Here is a 15,087-nt window from a genome sequence, read left to right as displayed (position 1 = left end):
AAAAGTGTTAGAGAAAATTTCAGATTATATCTTTTTGAATATTAAAATTATATTAAATGTTTTTCTATCTATTAATTTTCTTATTATAATCCTTTAATAACCTAATAAAATGATTAGCCTCTCTAAGTACATGATCAAGAAGAAGCGGTAAAATAATTCCTTGTATTTTGCACTCTTCTGTTCCTTTTAGTCCAACTTCTTTAAAATCTCTCAACTTTAAAGTTTCATTTAAATTTTCGTTTGTTATACCTAATATGTTGCTTTCTGTAATATTCTTAGCATTATCTAATAGATAATTATAATTTTCTGAAAACATATTTGCTGTATCAATTAATGCTTTTTCTGATGGATCAAGTAAACCTCGCAAAGTTAATGCATGTTCCATCATAATCTCATCCCAAAACACTTCCCCTTCTTTAATATCCTTATAATCCATATTATTATTATTTTCAATTTCAATTAAATTTGCCTTATAGTAATTTGCTTCATGTATTATATGCTTAATAAGTGATGGATAATTCATTGTAAACAAATTGCATGATAAGACCCCTTCTAATACTTTAACCTTAAAATTTATTAAATCATCGAGAATTTTATTAATTCTTCTATTTAATTGTTTTACACGTCTTACAAGATCTGATTTAATCTTAGAATCCATGCCACACTCTAACCTTAATTCTTCACTAGTAATCCTTCTATTTATTGGAATACCCGTATAGTGCTCAGTTTTTCCTTCTATACTTAAAGTATAGTCTGTTACTATTTCTCCTGACTCTAAAATACGCTCTCTAACCACCCCATTGCTGAGTTTTACTACTTCATTTAAAGCTTTTTCAAATTGTACTCTATGATAAGCTGCTTCTTTTACTAGCTTTGAATTCTTAGGTGCAAATGTAACTTCCATAAATAATGCATGCTCTTTCATTATTCTCAAAAAAAACAAATGCAATTCAAGAGATAAAATTACGTACTTTCTTTCATTAATCATTATTATTCTCCTAAAAATACTTTATTAATAGTATATGATTCTACTATATTTATGTACTCAATATTCAATAAATATAATAACAGTATGCTTTATAAAATCTCCTTTTCATACATCTTAATTTTCCATAATTAATAAACTGTAAAACCTATAATTTATTAAAAAAACAAAAAACAAACTTAAACTTACATATATCTAGCTATTCTCCTATTATGGCATCAAATGACTTTTAGTCATAAATACAGCATTTTGATACATTCTGTAAACCATGGTATTATATGGTTGTACGTACAATATATGATTTTTAGGAGGATTTTATGAATAAAAAGATTAAAAAAATTGCTATTTATTTTCTATCTATCATTTTTATTATCTTTGCTATACCTTATAATGTACTAGCTTCAACAGGATCTAATAATCAATCTTCAAATACAGCAAAGGTTTCTACTTCTAACGACATACCCAATTTTAATAATAATTACCCAATTGTAATGGTACATGGTCTTTGTGGTTGGGGAAATAAAGAAATGTTTAATGAAAACTATTGGGGTGGAAGTTCAAGTTTAAGAGAATTATTAATTAGCAAAGGCTATACCGTATTTACTCCAACCATTGGCCCTATATCTAGTAACTGGGATAGAGCTTGTGAATTATATGCCTATTTAAAAGGTGGTACTGTTGATTATGGTGAAGCTCACTCAAAAAAATATGGACATGCCCGTTATGGAAGAACTTTTCCTGGAGTGTACCCTAAATTCGGAGAATATTCAGATAAAAACGAATTGCAAAAAATTCATCTAATCGGCCACAGTATGGGTGGAGAAACTAGTAGAATGCTAGCTCATTTACTTGAACATGGAGATAAGGACGAAATTAATGCAACAGGTAATAACACAAGTACTTTATTTACAGGAAATAAGCATTGGATTGACAGTATAACAACAATTGCAACACCTCACGATGGCAGTCAGGAAGCTGAGATACAAGAAAATTTCGAACCTTTTGTACATCAATTTTTTGCATCAGTTGCAGCAAGTGCTGGTCTAGATCCATCAACTAGTCCAAACTTTGATTTAAGAATGGATCAATGGGGACTTAGAAAAACACCTAATGAATCTTTTGATAATTATCTAAAAAGAGTTTTTCAAAGTAATATTTGGAAAAACACAAAAGATTTAAGCATTTGGGATTTATCTTTAGAAGGTGCTCGAGAATTTAATAACTTAGTATCTGCTGAAAATGATATATATTATTTCTCTATTGCTTGTTCCGACACACATAAAGATCCAGCTACAAAATATCAATTGCCTAACATAAATATGCATCCTCTACTTATTAAAAGTGCAATAGATATGGGAGTATACACACAAAATCAACCAAATAAAGTAAAGGTTGATGCCAGTTGGTGGGAAAATGATGGCCTAGTTAGTGTAAGATCAGCTATTGGTCCACATGAAGGCTCATCTGATAAAATAGTAAATTATGACGGGACTCCAAAAATTGGTGTTTGGAATTACCTTGAAAAGATTGATAACATTGATCACTTTGAAATAATGATTCAACGTGAACCTATTTATCACTATTATCTTCAAAATAAGTTTGTAACATGGGCAAAAATGTTATCTCAATTACCTAAATAAATAAATAAATAAATAAATGGGTCTGTATATAAATTTTAATACAGATCCATTTATTCAACTACCCTATTAATTCTTCTCTTATCTCATTATATACATTATCTATATTTTCTTCTTCTCTATAATATAGATACATTTTAGCATTCTCTTCATCTTTTGATATTTCATTTAACTGTAAATCTTCATTATAAAAACATTTATAATAATTATTTACACTGTCAAAAACCGCCACAGCTTTATGTCTATCCCATAATACCCAAATTGCTTTATCCTTATCTACTTTTGGACAATAATTTTCAACAAGTATCTGTATAAAATTCTTCAATTTACAATTACCCATTACCTCAATAATCTCACTATTTGGCGCCTTTTTATCATCTCTCATAGACACACTTTGCCTCTCCATTTTTACCCTCATATATTCTCTCCTATTATTCTTTATTTACCCATTTTAATTACCTTATCCCACTAGCTAATTATACAGTAACATTCAATAATAGTAAATAATTCTGGAATATTTTTCAATAGACTTATAAAGACATCTTATAAATATTTATTACATCTTCTTTAGTTAGCGGATATAATGTCCCGAGTTTTCCTTTTGCTGTTACCTTCTCTGCCATTATCTCAAACTTCTCTTCATTTATACCAACTTCTCTTAATGTCATAGGAATGCCTAGTTCTTTAAAGAATTGTGATGTTTTATCAATTGCTTTATTAGCTATTTCAAATTTGTCTAAGTTTTTGTCTATACCCCACACATTAATTCCATACTGAGCAAGTTTATTTACTGTACTATTATTTAAGGAATACTTCATCCAGTGTGGTGTTAGAATAGCTAGTCCAACACCATGAGTTATATCATAATACGCACTAAGCTCATGCTCCATAGGATGTACTGTCCATCCTATATTCTTGGTTCCATAAGATATAAGCCCATTAATAGCCCAACTTGATGCCCACATTAAATTTGCTCTAGCATCATAGTTAGTTGGATCTTCAACAGCGATCTTTCCATACTTTATACAAGTTCTTAATAAACCTTCTGCTGTACTATCTTGAATATCTACAGCCTCAGTATGGGTAAAATAATTTTCGAAAATATGACTCATAATATCTGCTGTACCTGCTGCTGTTTGATACTTTGATACTGAATAGGTGTACTCAGGATCCATAATTGATACTTTAGGCTTAATAAGTTCACTTGCTGTACCTACTTTTTCATTAATACTCATATTACTAATAACTGCATTTTTATTCATCTCTGAACCAGTTGCTGCTAGAGTTAATACAGTAACTATTGGTAAAGCCTTAGTTATTTTTATTGGATTTTTTACAAGATCCCATGGGTCATTCTCATAGTGAACTGCTGCTGCAATAACCTTTGCGCAATCTATTGTACTTCCTCCCCCAACTGCTAAGACTACTTGAATATCATTTTCTCTACAAATCTTAGCTCCTTCTCTAACAGATTCTATTCTTGGGTTTGGATCCACTCCTGATAGTTCCTTATATGTAATATTATTTTCATTTAATATATTAATCATTCTATCATATAAACCTATTTTTTTTATGCTTCCACCACCATAAACAATAAGCACCTTATCTCCATAATTCTTTATAGCATTACCAAGGTTATGAATTTGCCCTTTACCAAAATAAATTTTTGTTGGTATTGAATAACAAAAGTTTTCCATCTTTATAGACTCCTTTTCATATAAAATGTTACACTTATATATAATTTTATATCTTAAAATTAATCTTATGCCAATAATTCTATAAAATCTTTGATAAAAACTCTATAGTCCTTGGATTTTTAGGGTTATTAAAAATTTCTTCCGGTGTATTTGCTTCTAACACTTTTCCTCCATCAATAAACAAAATTCTATCACCAACTTCTTTTGCAAACCCCATTTCATGTGTTACTACAATCATAGTCATTCCTGCCTTAGCCAACTTTTTCATGACACCTAATACTTCTCCTACCGTTTCAGGATCTAAAGCTGAAGTAGGCTCATCGAACAACATTACATCTGGTTCCATAGCTAAGGCTCTAGCTATGGCTATCCTCTGTTTTTGTCCTCCTGATAAGGATGCTGGATATGCATCTTTCTTTTCTAATAAACCCACCATTTCTAAAAGTTCCATTGCTTTTTCACTAGCTTCTTCTTGCTCTATATTTTTCACCTTAATTGGTGCAATAGTTATATTCTCTAAAACAGTTTTATGAGGAAAAAGATTAAAATGTTGAAATACCATACCTACCTTTTCTCTAAGTTTATTAATATCCATAGACTTTTCCATAATATTTTTTCCTTCAAATATTATTTCTCCAGAACTAGGCACTTCCAATAGATTAAGACATCTTAAAAAAGTTGATTTTCCTGATCCCGATGGGCCTATTACAACAACTACCTCACCTTTTTTAATATGCTCGTTTATTCCATTTAGCACACTATTAGGTCCATAATTTTTATGTAAATCTTTAACGTATATCACTTTGCTTTAATCTCCTTTCAACATATCCCATAAATCTTCCCAATAAGAATGTCATCATGAAATAAAATACAGCTGCAATCATTAGTGGTTCAAGGGATAAATAAGTAGCACCTTGTACAATTTTTGATGAAAACATTAATTCACCAACACCTATTACTGATGCCATAGATGAATCTTTAATTATTGCAACAAATTCATTTCCAATAGCCGGCAAGATATTTCTAATAGCCTGAGGTATAATTATTAATTTCATAGCCATAGAATTTTTCATTCCTAGACTTCTAGCAGCCTCTAGCTGACCAGGATCTACAGCCTCTATTCCTGCTCTAACTATTTCTGAAACATAGGCTGCAGAATTTAAAGATATAGCAATTATAGCAGCAGTAAATGCTGATATATCTATACCAAATATTAATTTAGAACCTGAATAAACCATCATTATTTGTAACAACATAGGTGTCCCTCTAATTACTTCAACATAAACTGATGATATAATTCTTAGTGGATTAAACTTTCCTATTTTTACATTTGAATTCTTCATAAAGAATAAAATAGATCCTAGGATAATTCCTAAAAATACTGTAATTGCGGATATGCCTAATGTTATAGATGCCCCTTCACAAAACTTACCGAAATACTTACCTAAAAAGTCAAACTTAAACATCATTATCCTCCTCTATTTTAGCTTAGCTTAAGAATTACTTTGATTCTTTGCCGCTAAATCATTTGCATTAACAATAAACTTATCTAATTCTCCTGAATCCTTTAATCTTTTTATTGTTTTGTTAAGTTGCTCTAGAAGCTTTGGTGAATTTTTTCTTATACCTATTGCATTTCCTCCACCCTCATCCTCAAATTTAATACTTGAAAGTACTAGTTCTGGGTTAGTTTTTATAACCATATTAGCTACTGGTTCTTCTGTAATTAAAGCATTTACCTTTCCTGTTTTTAATTCGAGGACTAAATTATTAACATTTGCCAATAACTGCAAGTCTGCATCTTTTACTTTTTCCTGTGCTATTTTTTCTTGTGTTGAACCTAATTGAGCACCAATTTTCTTGCCATTCAAATCTTCAACCTTTGTATATTTTCCTTTATCCTCACTCTTAATTAATACTCCGTGCTTTGCTTCATAATATATATCTGAAAAATCAATTTGTTTCTTTCTTTCTTCATCTGGATTCATACCTGAAATAATCATATCGATTTGCCCAGCTTTAAGAGCCCCGATTAGAGGATCAAATTCCATCTCTTTAATCTCTAAATCTACACCCATGTCTTTAGCTACTTCTCTAGCTAAATCTATATCAAATCCAACAACTTCATCTTTACCATCAATAACTGCATGAAATTCATATGGTGCATAATCAGCACTTAGTCCAACTATTACCTTACCATTATCTTTAATTTTATTTAAGGTTTCTTCTGATGCTTTCTTATTTCCTCCACATCCTACAAATGATACTGATATGGCTGTAATTAAGGCTATTCCAATAAATTTTTTCAATATATTTTTTTTCATTTTCCAACCTCTTTTCTTTATAATGTAGCACATAATTAGTTAGTAGCTATAATCTTAGAAACTTTTTTTAATTCACCATTCAAGTAATTTATCATATTTTCACAAGAAATTCTCTGAAGTTCTTTCATCGAAGTATCTGAATAAAATGCTGCATGAGGAGTGATAATGACATTTTCTCTGTTTAGAAGTTTATTTTGCCCTAATTCTGGATTTTCATTCCCTAAAACATCTAATCCAGCACCACTTATATATCCTTCATCTAATGCCTTAACTAAATCATCCTCATTAACACTTGATCCTCTAGCTACATTTATAAACAAGGGGGACTTATTCATCTTTTTAAATGTTTCTATATTAAAAAATTCTTTATTCTCATTGCTTTGACTCATGTGATTACTTATGATATCTGATTTTTCCAATATATATTCAGCACTTACAAGTTGAACACCATCACTTTCACAATCTTCTTTGGATACATATGGGTCAAATGTAATAACTTCCATACCAAATGCTAATGCCCTCTTAGCTACAGCCTTACCAATTTTCCCATAACCAAATATACCAAGTTTTTGCCCTTCTAATCTTCTTAGTCCACTTATAGTTTGATATTGCCAAATTCTTTTGTTATCTAAATCATTTGTATAATGCTTAATGCCTCTTGTTAGAGATAAAATTAATGCTAATGTATGATCTGCAACTTCTTGTGTGCAATATTCATTTATCGCACATACTGCTATCCCTTTTTCACTTGCAGTTTTTATATCCACATTATCATAACCTACGGCATTTATTGATATGCATTTTAACTTTTCTACTCTATTTAAAACCTCTTCATCAATCTCTAAAAATGCTGTAATTATCCCATCTGCATCCTTTATAGTCTCAATAAATTCTTTTTTGCCACTATTATAAGAATATATAATAACTTCTGCCCCTTCTAACCCATTCATAATAAGATTTTTTTCATATTCAATATCTCTAATTAGTACATCCTCATAATCACATATTACTATTTTCAAAAATAGTCCCCCTTTTTAGTCAAATAACTTTTCCTAAACTAGCAAACTCAATTAAAATTTTTTCAGTTATTTTCATAACCTCATTCATTTCCTCATCAGTACCAATTGTAATTCTCACATAATTATCTATCCTTGCTTCGTCATAATAACGTGTTAACACTCCATTTTCTCTAAGTTTTTTGTGATATTCTCTGGCTGCCATATCTTCATGAGATACAAATACAAAATTTGTTTTCGTATCTAACACCTTAAATCCTAATTTCCTAAATTCTTCTTTAACTCTTTCTCTAGTTCTGATAACCTTTTTATTACATTCGTAAAAATAAGCTTCATCCTTTACTGATGCTATTCCTGCTATAGATGATAAAGAATTTATATTATATGGGCTAAAAGAAAACTTAATTTTATTTAAATCTTCTATTATTTCCTCTGACGCTATAGCATACCCTATACGACCTCCTGCTAGGGAACGTGATTTAGAGAAGGTTTGAACTACTATTAAATTATGATTACTATTTATTAAATCTATACAAGACTTACTTCCAAAATCCACATAAGCTTCATCTATAACAACTACCCTATCTGTATTCGTTTTTAGAATTTTAATAATCTCCTCATGACTTAATACTAATCCTGTGGGAGCGTTAGGATTAGCAATAATAATATTTCTACCACAATTTATATAATTATTTATATCTATAGTAAAATCATCCCTCAAAGGTATTTGATTTGAATCTATCCCGAAAGATTTTGCATATACTTTATAAAATCCATATGTTATATCCGGAAAACACCCTTTTCTCTCCTTATCAAAAAATGCTCTGAATATAAATGCTAATACCTCGTCAGATCCATTACCTACAAAAATTTGTTCTGGCTTAACTGAATAAAATTTTGCAAGTGATAATGTTAATTCACGAGTATCAGGATCAGAATATAAATTTAATCCTTCAACCGCTAGCTTATTTATTGCTTCTATAACTTTTGGTGAAGGTGGGTACGGACTTTCATTTGTATTAAGTTTTATATATTTCACATCTTTTGGTTGCTCACCAGGTACATATGCTTCTAAGTTGTTTAATTCATTACTTAAAAATCTACTCATTTTTACCTCCATTTATTTTATATAAAATAACTGTCTATAGCTTTTCTAAGACATTGTCTAAAATAGTAATTGCCTTATCTATTTCTTCCTCACTAACTGTAGTAGGTGCTATAAATCTCACTACATTTTTATAACATCCGCAAGAAAGTAACAATAGTCCTTTCTCTAAAGATGATAATATTATCTTCTTTGTAAAATCTGTGTTTGGATTACCGTCTTCATCTACTATCTCTATAGCTAACATTAATCCAATGCCTCTAACTTCTCCAATACATTTGTATTTTTTCATTAAACTTTCAAGCTTTGATTTTAAAATTCTCCCCATCTTACTACAATTTTCTATAGCTTCTTCTTGTAATACCTCAATGGTTTTTAATGCAGCTGCACAAGAAACTGGATTTCCTCCAAATGTGCCTCCATGAGCTCCAGCCACCCAATTTTCCATATATTTTTTCTTTGCTATTATTGCACTTAATGGAAATCCTGATGCAATTCCTTTTGCTGTAGTAAAAATATCTGGACTTACTCCAAAATGTTCATATGCAAACATCTTCCCTGTTCTTCCAAAACCAGTTTGCACTTCATCAAATATTAACATAATTCCATATCTATCACAGATTTCTCTTACATATTTTAAAAATTCCACTGGAGGTACTATATAACCACCTTCTCCTTGAATTGGCTCCATAATTATGGCTGCTACTGAATATGGTTCAATTATTTTTTTGAATATATCATTAAATTGTTCAAAATATTCTTTAGGGCAATTTCTACCATCGTATTTATAAGAAGTCCTATATAAATATGGATATTCAGCAAAATAAACTGATGGTAAAAGTCCCTCATAGTTCTTTCTATACTCAGAATTAGAAGTAGTTATAGAAGTTGTCCCTAAAGTCCTGCCATGAAAAGAACCCTTAAAGGCTATTATTCCAGGTCTTTTAGTAATATACTTAGCAAGCTTTAAAGCTCCTTCATTTGCTTCAGCTCCGCTATTACTAAAATACACCATGGTATCTCCACCTGTTATTTCAACTAACTTTTCTGCTAAAGCTACATAGGATTCATAATAAACTACATTATGGCCCCCATGTATTAAAGTATTTACTTGATCTATAGCTGCCTTAACTATCTTTTCATTATTGTGTCCCAAATTACAAACAGCGACCCCACTAGCAAAATCAAGAATTTTTGTTCCATCTTCTGTTATTAAATAGCTTCCTTTACCACCTAAAACCCCTAAAGTAGTGGCTCTACCACTTACTGGCGGCATGACTTTTTTACATCTTTCATATAAGCTCTCCATATTATTACCCCCTTATTAAATATCTTTCTAATGTTTTCATAATGAGCTTTGGTAAAACATCAAAAGAATAGGGCTTATATACTCTTTCGGTCCACTTGTGAGCATCCTTACCAAAACATCCATAGTTTATTCCTGGTATATTAAGTTCTTTAGCTAATTCTATTGGTACATTGTATAATTTCATATATTCCGGAAAATTTCTAAATAACCTTTCAATTGATTCATAATCGTCATCAACCTTTAAATAGCTACTATCTGTTAAACTCGGGAAAAATCTCATAACTTTATACTCTTCACCACTAATTATTTCAAACTCTTTTGCTATTTCACTAATTTTATCAAATAACTCTCTTTCTTCTTCTATCTCCTTTTTAAGAGTGTTATGTGGACAATATGGAGCTGCAAAAAAAATTACTATTGTTGGAATTTTAATATCAGATATTTCGATTAATTTTTTGGTGATCTTTAGAGATATTTCCCTTACATCTTCTCCATTTTCTAAAAACTTATCTGTAAGATTATCAATCATACATTCCAGATTTCCTGAATATTTATCTTTAGCAAACTCATAAAGTTCATCATATTCCATGACTTGTACTTTGTAATTTATCTCTTCATAACCAATTCCTGTAATATTACAGTATTTTTTATAATTTTCATTAATTAAAGCTAGTACATTTTCAAATGTTCTCAAGCTAACCTTTTTTAATTTTCTTATAATATTACTAATAGACTCATTGTGAACAAAATAATTAAAATAAACAAAGCTTTCAAAAGCAGTTTGGACATTATATTGCTTTTTTAAATCTTTTATCTTTAAAACAGATGGTGGCAAAGTATACTCACCTTCGTATACATCACAAAAATCTATATTTAAATTAATTTGTCTTATTAATTCACTTGCAATAGTAGAAGCATCAAATCCCTCAAAACATTGTCCCACATGTGTTTCTTTACCTTGTATATAGAAACATGGCAATAGTTTTCCTACAGATCCTGTGTAGATATACCTTGTTTTATCACCCGGATATAATGGGCATATATAATCATTATTTATTGCAAAAAGATAATTTAATTTTTCCTTTTCTTTTAATTCATTAAAAGTATCTAATGCCTTAATAATGCCTGTATGCGAATTTTCTTCTACAGGATTAATCGATAAAAGTATATTTCCATCTATTTTTTCAACTAACTCACTTAATTTTTTTATTATCACCAGGAAAACTGCAACACCGCTTTTCATGTCACAAGCACCTCTGCCAAAAAGCCACTTTTCTGATTCTAAATCACTTTCAACTTCATCTTGCAATTCCAATTCCTTTAATTTCTCTTCTAACTTTTCACAATTAAAAGCTAGAGATCTAATATTTCCAAAATCATCTACATCAACAGTATCCATATGCCCATGTAAAATTATTGTGTTATTGCTAATTCCTCCTTCTCCTTTAATCAAAGCAAATACATTTCTTCTGTCTAAAGAATCATTTAATTTTCCTAGAAATACTCTTGTAGGATACTTTTTAAAATAAGGAATTGCTCTTAAATATTTTTCAATAAAACAGGCTATATTTTTTTCTCCAACTGTATTATTTACGCTAGGTATATTGACTAATTTTTTAGTTAAATCTAATATTTCCTCATACATATTATGAATTTAATTCCTTTCCTAAATTAATGTTTTAACATTCTCATATTTACGTTATCAAGGTGTTCTCGCATTGCTTCACTTGCTAATGTATACTTTTTATTCTCCAAATACTCTATTATTTTTAAATGTTCATCATTTGCTATTCTATTATAGTTAGATACTGTTCCAGATAAAATTAAAAATCTTTTAGTAATTAAATTTGCTTTTTTCACCATATCTATCAAAAATGAATTTTTACTAAATTCAGCTATTTTTATATGAAACTCATAATCTAATTCAATATAATCCTTATTATTTTTTTCATACACCATTTTTGATTGTTCTTTTAAAATCTCTCTTAATATTTTAATTTCTCTATTTTTTAGATTATTAGCTAGAAGTAAAACTGCTAAAGGTTCTAACGATTTTCTAACTATTGTTATATTATCGATATCTTGCTTAGTTATATCTGAAACAACAACATTTTTACTTTCATTAACTTCTGCAATTTCTTCATATACAAGCCTTAAAAGAGCAGCTTTTATTGGAGTTCTACTTATTTTAAGTTGATATGCCAATTTCTCTTCACCAAGTACTTCCCCAGGTTTTAACTTATTCGATATTATTGCTTCTTTTATAACTTCATACGCTTTATCAGATAATGTTTGGTTCTTCTTTATTACCTCAAGCCTCCCCATATATTATTCACTCCTCTTTCAAGTTAATTACAATCTACTTAATGGAAAAGTCATGCAATGTGGTCCCCCACCTGCTTTTAGTATTTCAGTTATATCTAATTCAATCACCTTAAATCCTCTTTTCCTAAGCTCCTCATTAACATAACCATTGCTTTTTAATGATATTACCCTTTTATCTCCTATTGATTGTAAATTGCACCCATGTTTAAACACACATTCCTCTGTAATACTAATTGTAGCTATTCCCTTTTCATCTAATACTTTCAAAAAAGTTTCTGGCAAACCATCTCTGTATGCTACTGCAAGTTTTTCATCAACTAGATTAAAACATAAATCTAAATGTAAATACTTTTTGTCACAAGGAACTTCTATTACCTTATATCCATATTTAGATAAAGATTTTCGTATCTCTTCAATTCCTTCTTCATTACTTCTTTCAACGATACCAATTGCTAATGTATCATTATCTAAAAATGTAAAATCTCCTCCTTCAAATAATCCATTTTTACATTCTGCAACCTTTGGTATATTTAACTCTTTCATCTTCTCTTCATATACATCTCTTTCTAAAAAACGTACCGGCTCCTTAAATCTTCCTAGTATATATCCTTCTCTTATACACCCTCCAAAATCTCTAGAAAAAACTGAATTTCCACGCCTTGAATCTGCTTCAACCATTACAACCTCTACTCCATTATCTTCGAAGGCTTTGACAAGCTCCCTATGCTCTTTTTCCATTATCTCTACATCTAAACCTACATCCTGCCACTTTCTTGCAATTTCATTTATAGGAACAGCTTTAAGAAAAGTCGGCCTACACATTAGCACTTTCTTTAACACACCACTTGAATTTTTTACAAATACTTTCTTCATATTACTACTCCTTAATTATTTAGAATTCTGCACTCTGTATACAAAACTTAATAAAAAAAGATGCCAGAAATACTTTTAGTATTTCATGACATCTTCGTCATACGCTTCTTTTCTCTTATTAACTAAAGAATAGCATGCAATTCAATTATTTGTCAATTAATTACTCAACAAACGAAAATATTAAAGTTATGTGATTTTTTCCTTTTTTTATTACGATTCTATTAATTACAATTTATTATTTTAGCCTTTTTTTCATTTTTTTAAATGTTTTAGTTTTCATAACAAAATCCATCATATCTTCTGCTAACTCCATTAACAAGTTTTCTTTTGCTTCTCTTCTTCTCATTTTTCCTTTTATATTGCTCATATTTTTGTTTTTCATCCTTATATCACCTCCATATATTCATTGTCATATGTAGTTTTTACAAAAAACCAACGAATAAACTATGATATAATTGGAATTATCATATATTAATAATCTATAGAAGCATTTATTTTTTATCAAAACTTTCACACAATGTCTCATCGTAAATTTCTGCTGAATTTCCCCCCACATGAATTTGCTTCAAATCACATAAAGTATTCTCATTATATCTACATGACTTAACAAAGCAAACAAGAGTATCGCAGGATCCTTGACTATTTGTGTTATTTGTAAGATCACTATACAGAACTCTATTCAAAAATGATCCACAGCAAGTTTGACCTTCCTTTTCTGCCGATTTCCCTCCAATATTTACTCTGTTTGAATAGCAAACATGGCCTTTATTATGCGAACAACTTGTTACACTACACTCAATTCTATCCATTAGCTATCTCTCCTATCATTAAAATATCTATCTAATAAGCCTTTAAAAGCTCTCCCATGCCTCGCTTCATCTTTACACATTTCATGAACAGTATCATGTATAGAATCTAAATTTTGTTCCTTAGCTTTATCAGCTAATTTCTTCTTCCCCTCGCAAGCTCCATACTCAGCCTCAACTCTAGCTTCTAAATTAGATTTTGTATCAGCTACTACAACTTCTCCTAATATTTCAGCAAACTTTGATGCGTGATCTGCCTCTTCAAAAGCTATCCTCTTATAGGCTTCCCCCACTTCTGGATAACCTTCTCGATCCGCCTGACGACTCATGGCTAAATACATTCCAACCTCTGTGCATTCACCCATAAAATTTGCCCTCAAATCTTCAATTATATCTGAACTTAAATCTCTTCCAACTCCAATAACATGTTCATCTGCCCAATTCATTTCATCCTTAATTTCTTTAAACTTATTTTTATCTGCTTTACAGATAGGACAAATCTCTGGTGGCTCATTTCCTTCATGAATATATCCACAAATTGTACAAACATATTTTTTCATTTAATACCCTCCTAAAAATCAATCTAAATTTATTATTCCTAAATTTCACATAATAATACTAAAAAGGTAAAAAAACTGCTTGAAAACTAGGATATAAATACTAGCTTTCAAGCAGTTATAAAAAACTATAATATTTGTATAAATATTACTGCAGTAGCACCTACCAAACATATAAATACAGATATAACTACAGATATTTTAATAAACCTTAATGCTTTTTCATAGTTCTTATTTGATTCTTCATCATTTCCAGTAACATTTTTTAAGTACTTTCTACTTTGAACAAAGCAAAAGAAATTAAACAAAACCATAAAAAATATTACGACAATAAAAATTGTTTTCATATTAAATTCCTCTCTTTTAACATTTTGTATAATCAAATTTCATCATAATATGATAATCTAATGAACTCTTGAATATTATACCACTGTAACTCTTAAATGGCTAGAA

At 29.7% G+C, this 15,087-nt stretch carries 17 protein-coding genes; 1 reads left to right on the top strand and 16 read right to left on the bottom strand.

The window, feature by feature from the left end:
* Positions 1–64 precede the first annotated feature (64 nt).
* Entirely contained in the window at positions 65–988 is a 924-nt protein-coding gene (locus tag FAY47_RS03040) for a DUF2935 domain-containing protein (protein ID WP_143314945.1), read from the bottom strand.
* A gap of 314 nt (positions 989–1,302) precedes the next feature.
* Between FAY47_RS03040 and FAY47_RS03035 the strand changes: the two genes are divergently transcribed.
* A complete protein-coding gene (locus tag FAY47_RS03035) occupies positions 1,303–2,625 on the top strand; it encodes a lipase (protein ID WP_143314944.1) in 1,323 nt (440 codons plus the stop codon).
* 58 nt (positions 2,626–2,683) lie between these two features.
* Here FAY47_RS03035 and FAY47_RS03030 read toward each other — a convergent pair whose 3' ends face one another.
* From FAY47_RS03030 to FAY47_RS02965, 15 genes are all read right to left on the bottom strand, one after another.
* Positions 2,684–3,040, bottom strand: a complete 357-nt coding sequence (locus FAY47_RS03030) for a hypothetical protein (RefSeq protein WP_143314943.1) — start codon at positions 3,038–3,040, stop codon at positions 2,684–2,686.
* A 112-nt stretch (positions 3,041–3,152) separates the two neighbouring features.
* The gene (locus FAY47_RS03025) at positions 3,153–4,319 is read right to left on the bottom strand and encodes an iron-containing alcohol dehydrogenase (RefSeq protein ID WP_143314942.1); all 1,167 of its coding nucleotides are present in this window, start codon (positions 4,317–4,319) and stop codon (positions 3,153–3,155) included.
* 79 nt (positions 4,320–4,398) lie between these two features.
* On the bottom strand, positions 4,399–5,121 hold the full coding sequence (locus FAY47_RS03020; RefSeq protein WP_143314941.1) for an amino acid ABC transporter ATP-binding protein: 723 nt from the start codon (positions 5,119–5,121) through the stop codon (positions 4,399–4,401).
* A complete protein-coding gene (locus FAY47_RS03015; protein WP_143314940.1) occupies positions 5,108–5,788 on the bottom strand; it encodes an amino acid ABC transporter permease in 681 nt (226 codons plus the stop codon). The genes FAY47_RS03020 and FAY47_RS03015 overlap by 14 nt, the downstream gene beginning before the upstream one ends.
* A 24-nt stretch (positions 5,789–5,812) precedes the next feature.
* A complete protein-coding gene (locus FAY47_RS03010) occupies positions 5,813–6,643 on the bottom strand; it encodes a transporter substrate-binding domain-containing protein (RefSeq protein ID WP_143314939.1) in 831 nt (276 codons plus the stop codon).
* Between the two features lie 35 nt (positions 6,644–6,678).
* On the bottom strand, positions 6,679–7,662 hold the full coding sequence (locus FAY47_RS03005) for a C-terminal binding protein (protein ID WP_143314938.1): 984 nt from the start codon (positions 7,660–7,662) through the stop codon (positions 6,679–6,681).
* A gap of 19 nt (positions 7,663–7,681) precedes the next feature.
* On the bottom strand, positions 7,682–8,767 hold the full coding sequence (hisC, locus tag FAY47_RS03000) for a histidinol-phosphate transaminase (protein ID WP_143314937.1): 1,086 nt from the start codon (positions 8,765–8,767) through the stop codon (positions 7,682–7,684).
* A gap of 34 nt (positions 8,768–8,801) precedes the next feature.
* A complete protein-coding gene (locus tag FAY47_RS02995) occupies positions 8,802–10,073 on the bottom strand; it encodes an aspartate aminotransferase family protein (RefSeq protein ID WP_143314936.1) in 1,272 nt (423 codons plus the stop codon).
* A gap of 4 nt (positions 10,074–10,077) precedes the next feature.
* On the bottom strand, positions 10,078–11,718 hold the full coding sequence (locus tag FAY47_RS02990) for a M20/M25/M40 family metallo-hydrolase (protein WP_143314935.1): 1,641 nt from the start codon (positions 11,716–11,718) through the stop codon (positions 10,078–10,080).
* A 26-nt stretch (positions 11,719–11,744) separates the two neighbouring features.
* Positions 11,745–12,398, bottom strand: coding sequence for a GntR family transcriptional regulator (locus FAY47_RS02985; protein ID WP_143314934.1), 654 nt, complete (start codon positions 12,396–12,398; stop codon positions 11,745–11,747).
* Positions 12,399–12,425: 27 nt separating this feature from the next.
* Positions 12,426–13,271, bottom strand: coding sequence for an arginine deiminase family protein (locus FAY47_RS02980; protein WP_143314933.1), 846 nt, complete (start codon positions 13,269–13,271; stop codon positions 12,426–12,428).
* 235 nt (positions 13,272–13,506) lie between these two features.
* Positions 13,507–13,653, bottom strand: a complete 147-nt coding sequence (locus FAY47_RS20165) for a hypothetical protein (protein WP_185966710.1) — start codon at positions 13,651–13,653, stop codon at positions 13,507–13,509.
* 109 nt (positions 13,654–13,762) lie between these two features.
* Entirely contained in the window at positions 13,763–14,080 is a 318-nt protein-coding gene (locus FAY47_RS02975) for a DUF1540 domain-containing protein (RefSeq protein WP_143314932.1), read from the bottom strand.
* On the bottom strand, positions 14,080–14,637 hold the full coding sequence (locus FAY47_RS02970; protein ID WP_143314931.1) for an NADH peroxidase: 558 nt from the start codon (positions 14,635–14,637) through the stop codon (positions 14,080–14,082). Before FAY47_RS02970 ends, FAY47_RS02975 begins: the two co-directional genes overlap by 1 nt.
* Before the next feature lie 125 nt (positions 14,638–14,762).
* Complete coding sequence (locus tag FAY47_RS02965) at positions 14,763–14,981, bottom strand: hypothetical protein (RefSeq protein ID WP_143314930.1); 219 nt, start codon at positions 14,979–14,981, stop codon at positions 14,763–14,765.
* Between the last annotated feature and the right edge of the window lie 106 nt (positions 14,982–15,087).

This window comes from Clostridium sp. HBUAS56017 (assembly GCF_007115085.1).
GTDB lineage: Bacteria > Bacillota > Clostridia > Clostridiales > Clostridiaceae > Clostridium > Clostridium cibarium.
The sequence above is the reverse complement of the archived record's forward strand: the minus strand, read 5'-3'. Positions and strand labels throughout refer to the sequence as shown.

Coding starts and splice junctions, on each gene's coding strand:
- hisC (WP_143314937.1), bottom strand. CDS start 8,767: ATGAGTAGATTTTTAAGTAATGAATTAAACAACTTAGAAGCATATGTA.
- FAY47_RS02995 (WP_143314936.1), bottom strand. CDS start 10,073: ATGGAGAGCTTATATGAAAGATGTAAAAAAGTCATGCCGCCAGTAAGT.
- FAY47_RS03030 (WP_143314943.1), bottom strand. CDS start 3,040: ATGAGGGTAAAAATGGAGAGGCAAAGTGTGTCTATGAGAGATGATAAA.
- FAY47_RS02970 (WP_143314931.1), bottom strand. CDS start 14,637: ATGAAAAAATATGTTTGTACAATTTGTGGATATATTCATGAAGGAAAT.
- FAY47_RS03010 (WP_143314939.1), bottom strand. CDS start 6,643: ATGAAAAAAAATATATTGAAAAAATTTATTGGAATAGCCTTAATTACA.
- FAY47_RS03035 (WP_143314944.1), top strand. CDS start 1,303: ATGAATAAAAAGATTAAAAAAATTGCTATTTATTTTCTATCTATCATT.
- FAY47_RS02975 (WP_143314932.1), bottom strand. CDS start 14,080: ATGGATAGAATTGAGTGTAGTGTAACAAGTTGTTCGCATAATAAAGGC.
- FAY47_RS03025 (WP_143314942.1), bottom strand. CDS start 4,319: ATGGAAAACTTTTGTTATTCAATACCAACAAAAATTTATTTTGGTAAA.
- FAY47_RS02965 (WP_143314930.1), bottom strand. CDS start 14,981: ATGAAAACAATTTTTATTGTCGTAATATTTTTTATGGTTTTGTTTAAT.
- FAY47_RS02990 (WP_143314935.1), bottom strand. CDS start 11,718: ATGTATGAGGAAATATTAGATTTAACTAAAAAATTAGTCAATATACCT.
- FAY47_RS03040 (WP_143314945.1), bottom strand. CDS start 988: ATGATTAATGAAAGAAAGTACGTAATTTTATCTCTTGAATTGCATTTG.
- FAY47_RS03015 (WP_143314940.1), bottom strand. CDS start 5,788: ATGATGTTTAAGTTTGACTTTTTAGGTAAGTATTTCGGTAAGTTTTGT.
- FAY47_RS20165 (WP_185966710.1), bottom strand. CDS start 13,653: ATGAAAAACAAAAATATGAGCAATATAAAAGGAAAAATGAGAAGAAGA.
- FAY47_RS02985 (WP_143314934.1), bottom strand. CDS start 12,398: ATGGGGAGGCTTGAGGTAATAAAGAAGAACCAAACATTATCTGATAAA.
- FAY47_RS02980 (WP_143314933.1), bottom strand. CDS start 13,271: ATGAAGAAAGTATTTGTAAAAAATTCAAGTGGTGTGTTAAAGAAAGTG.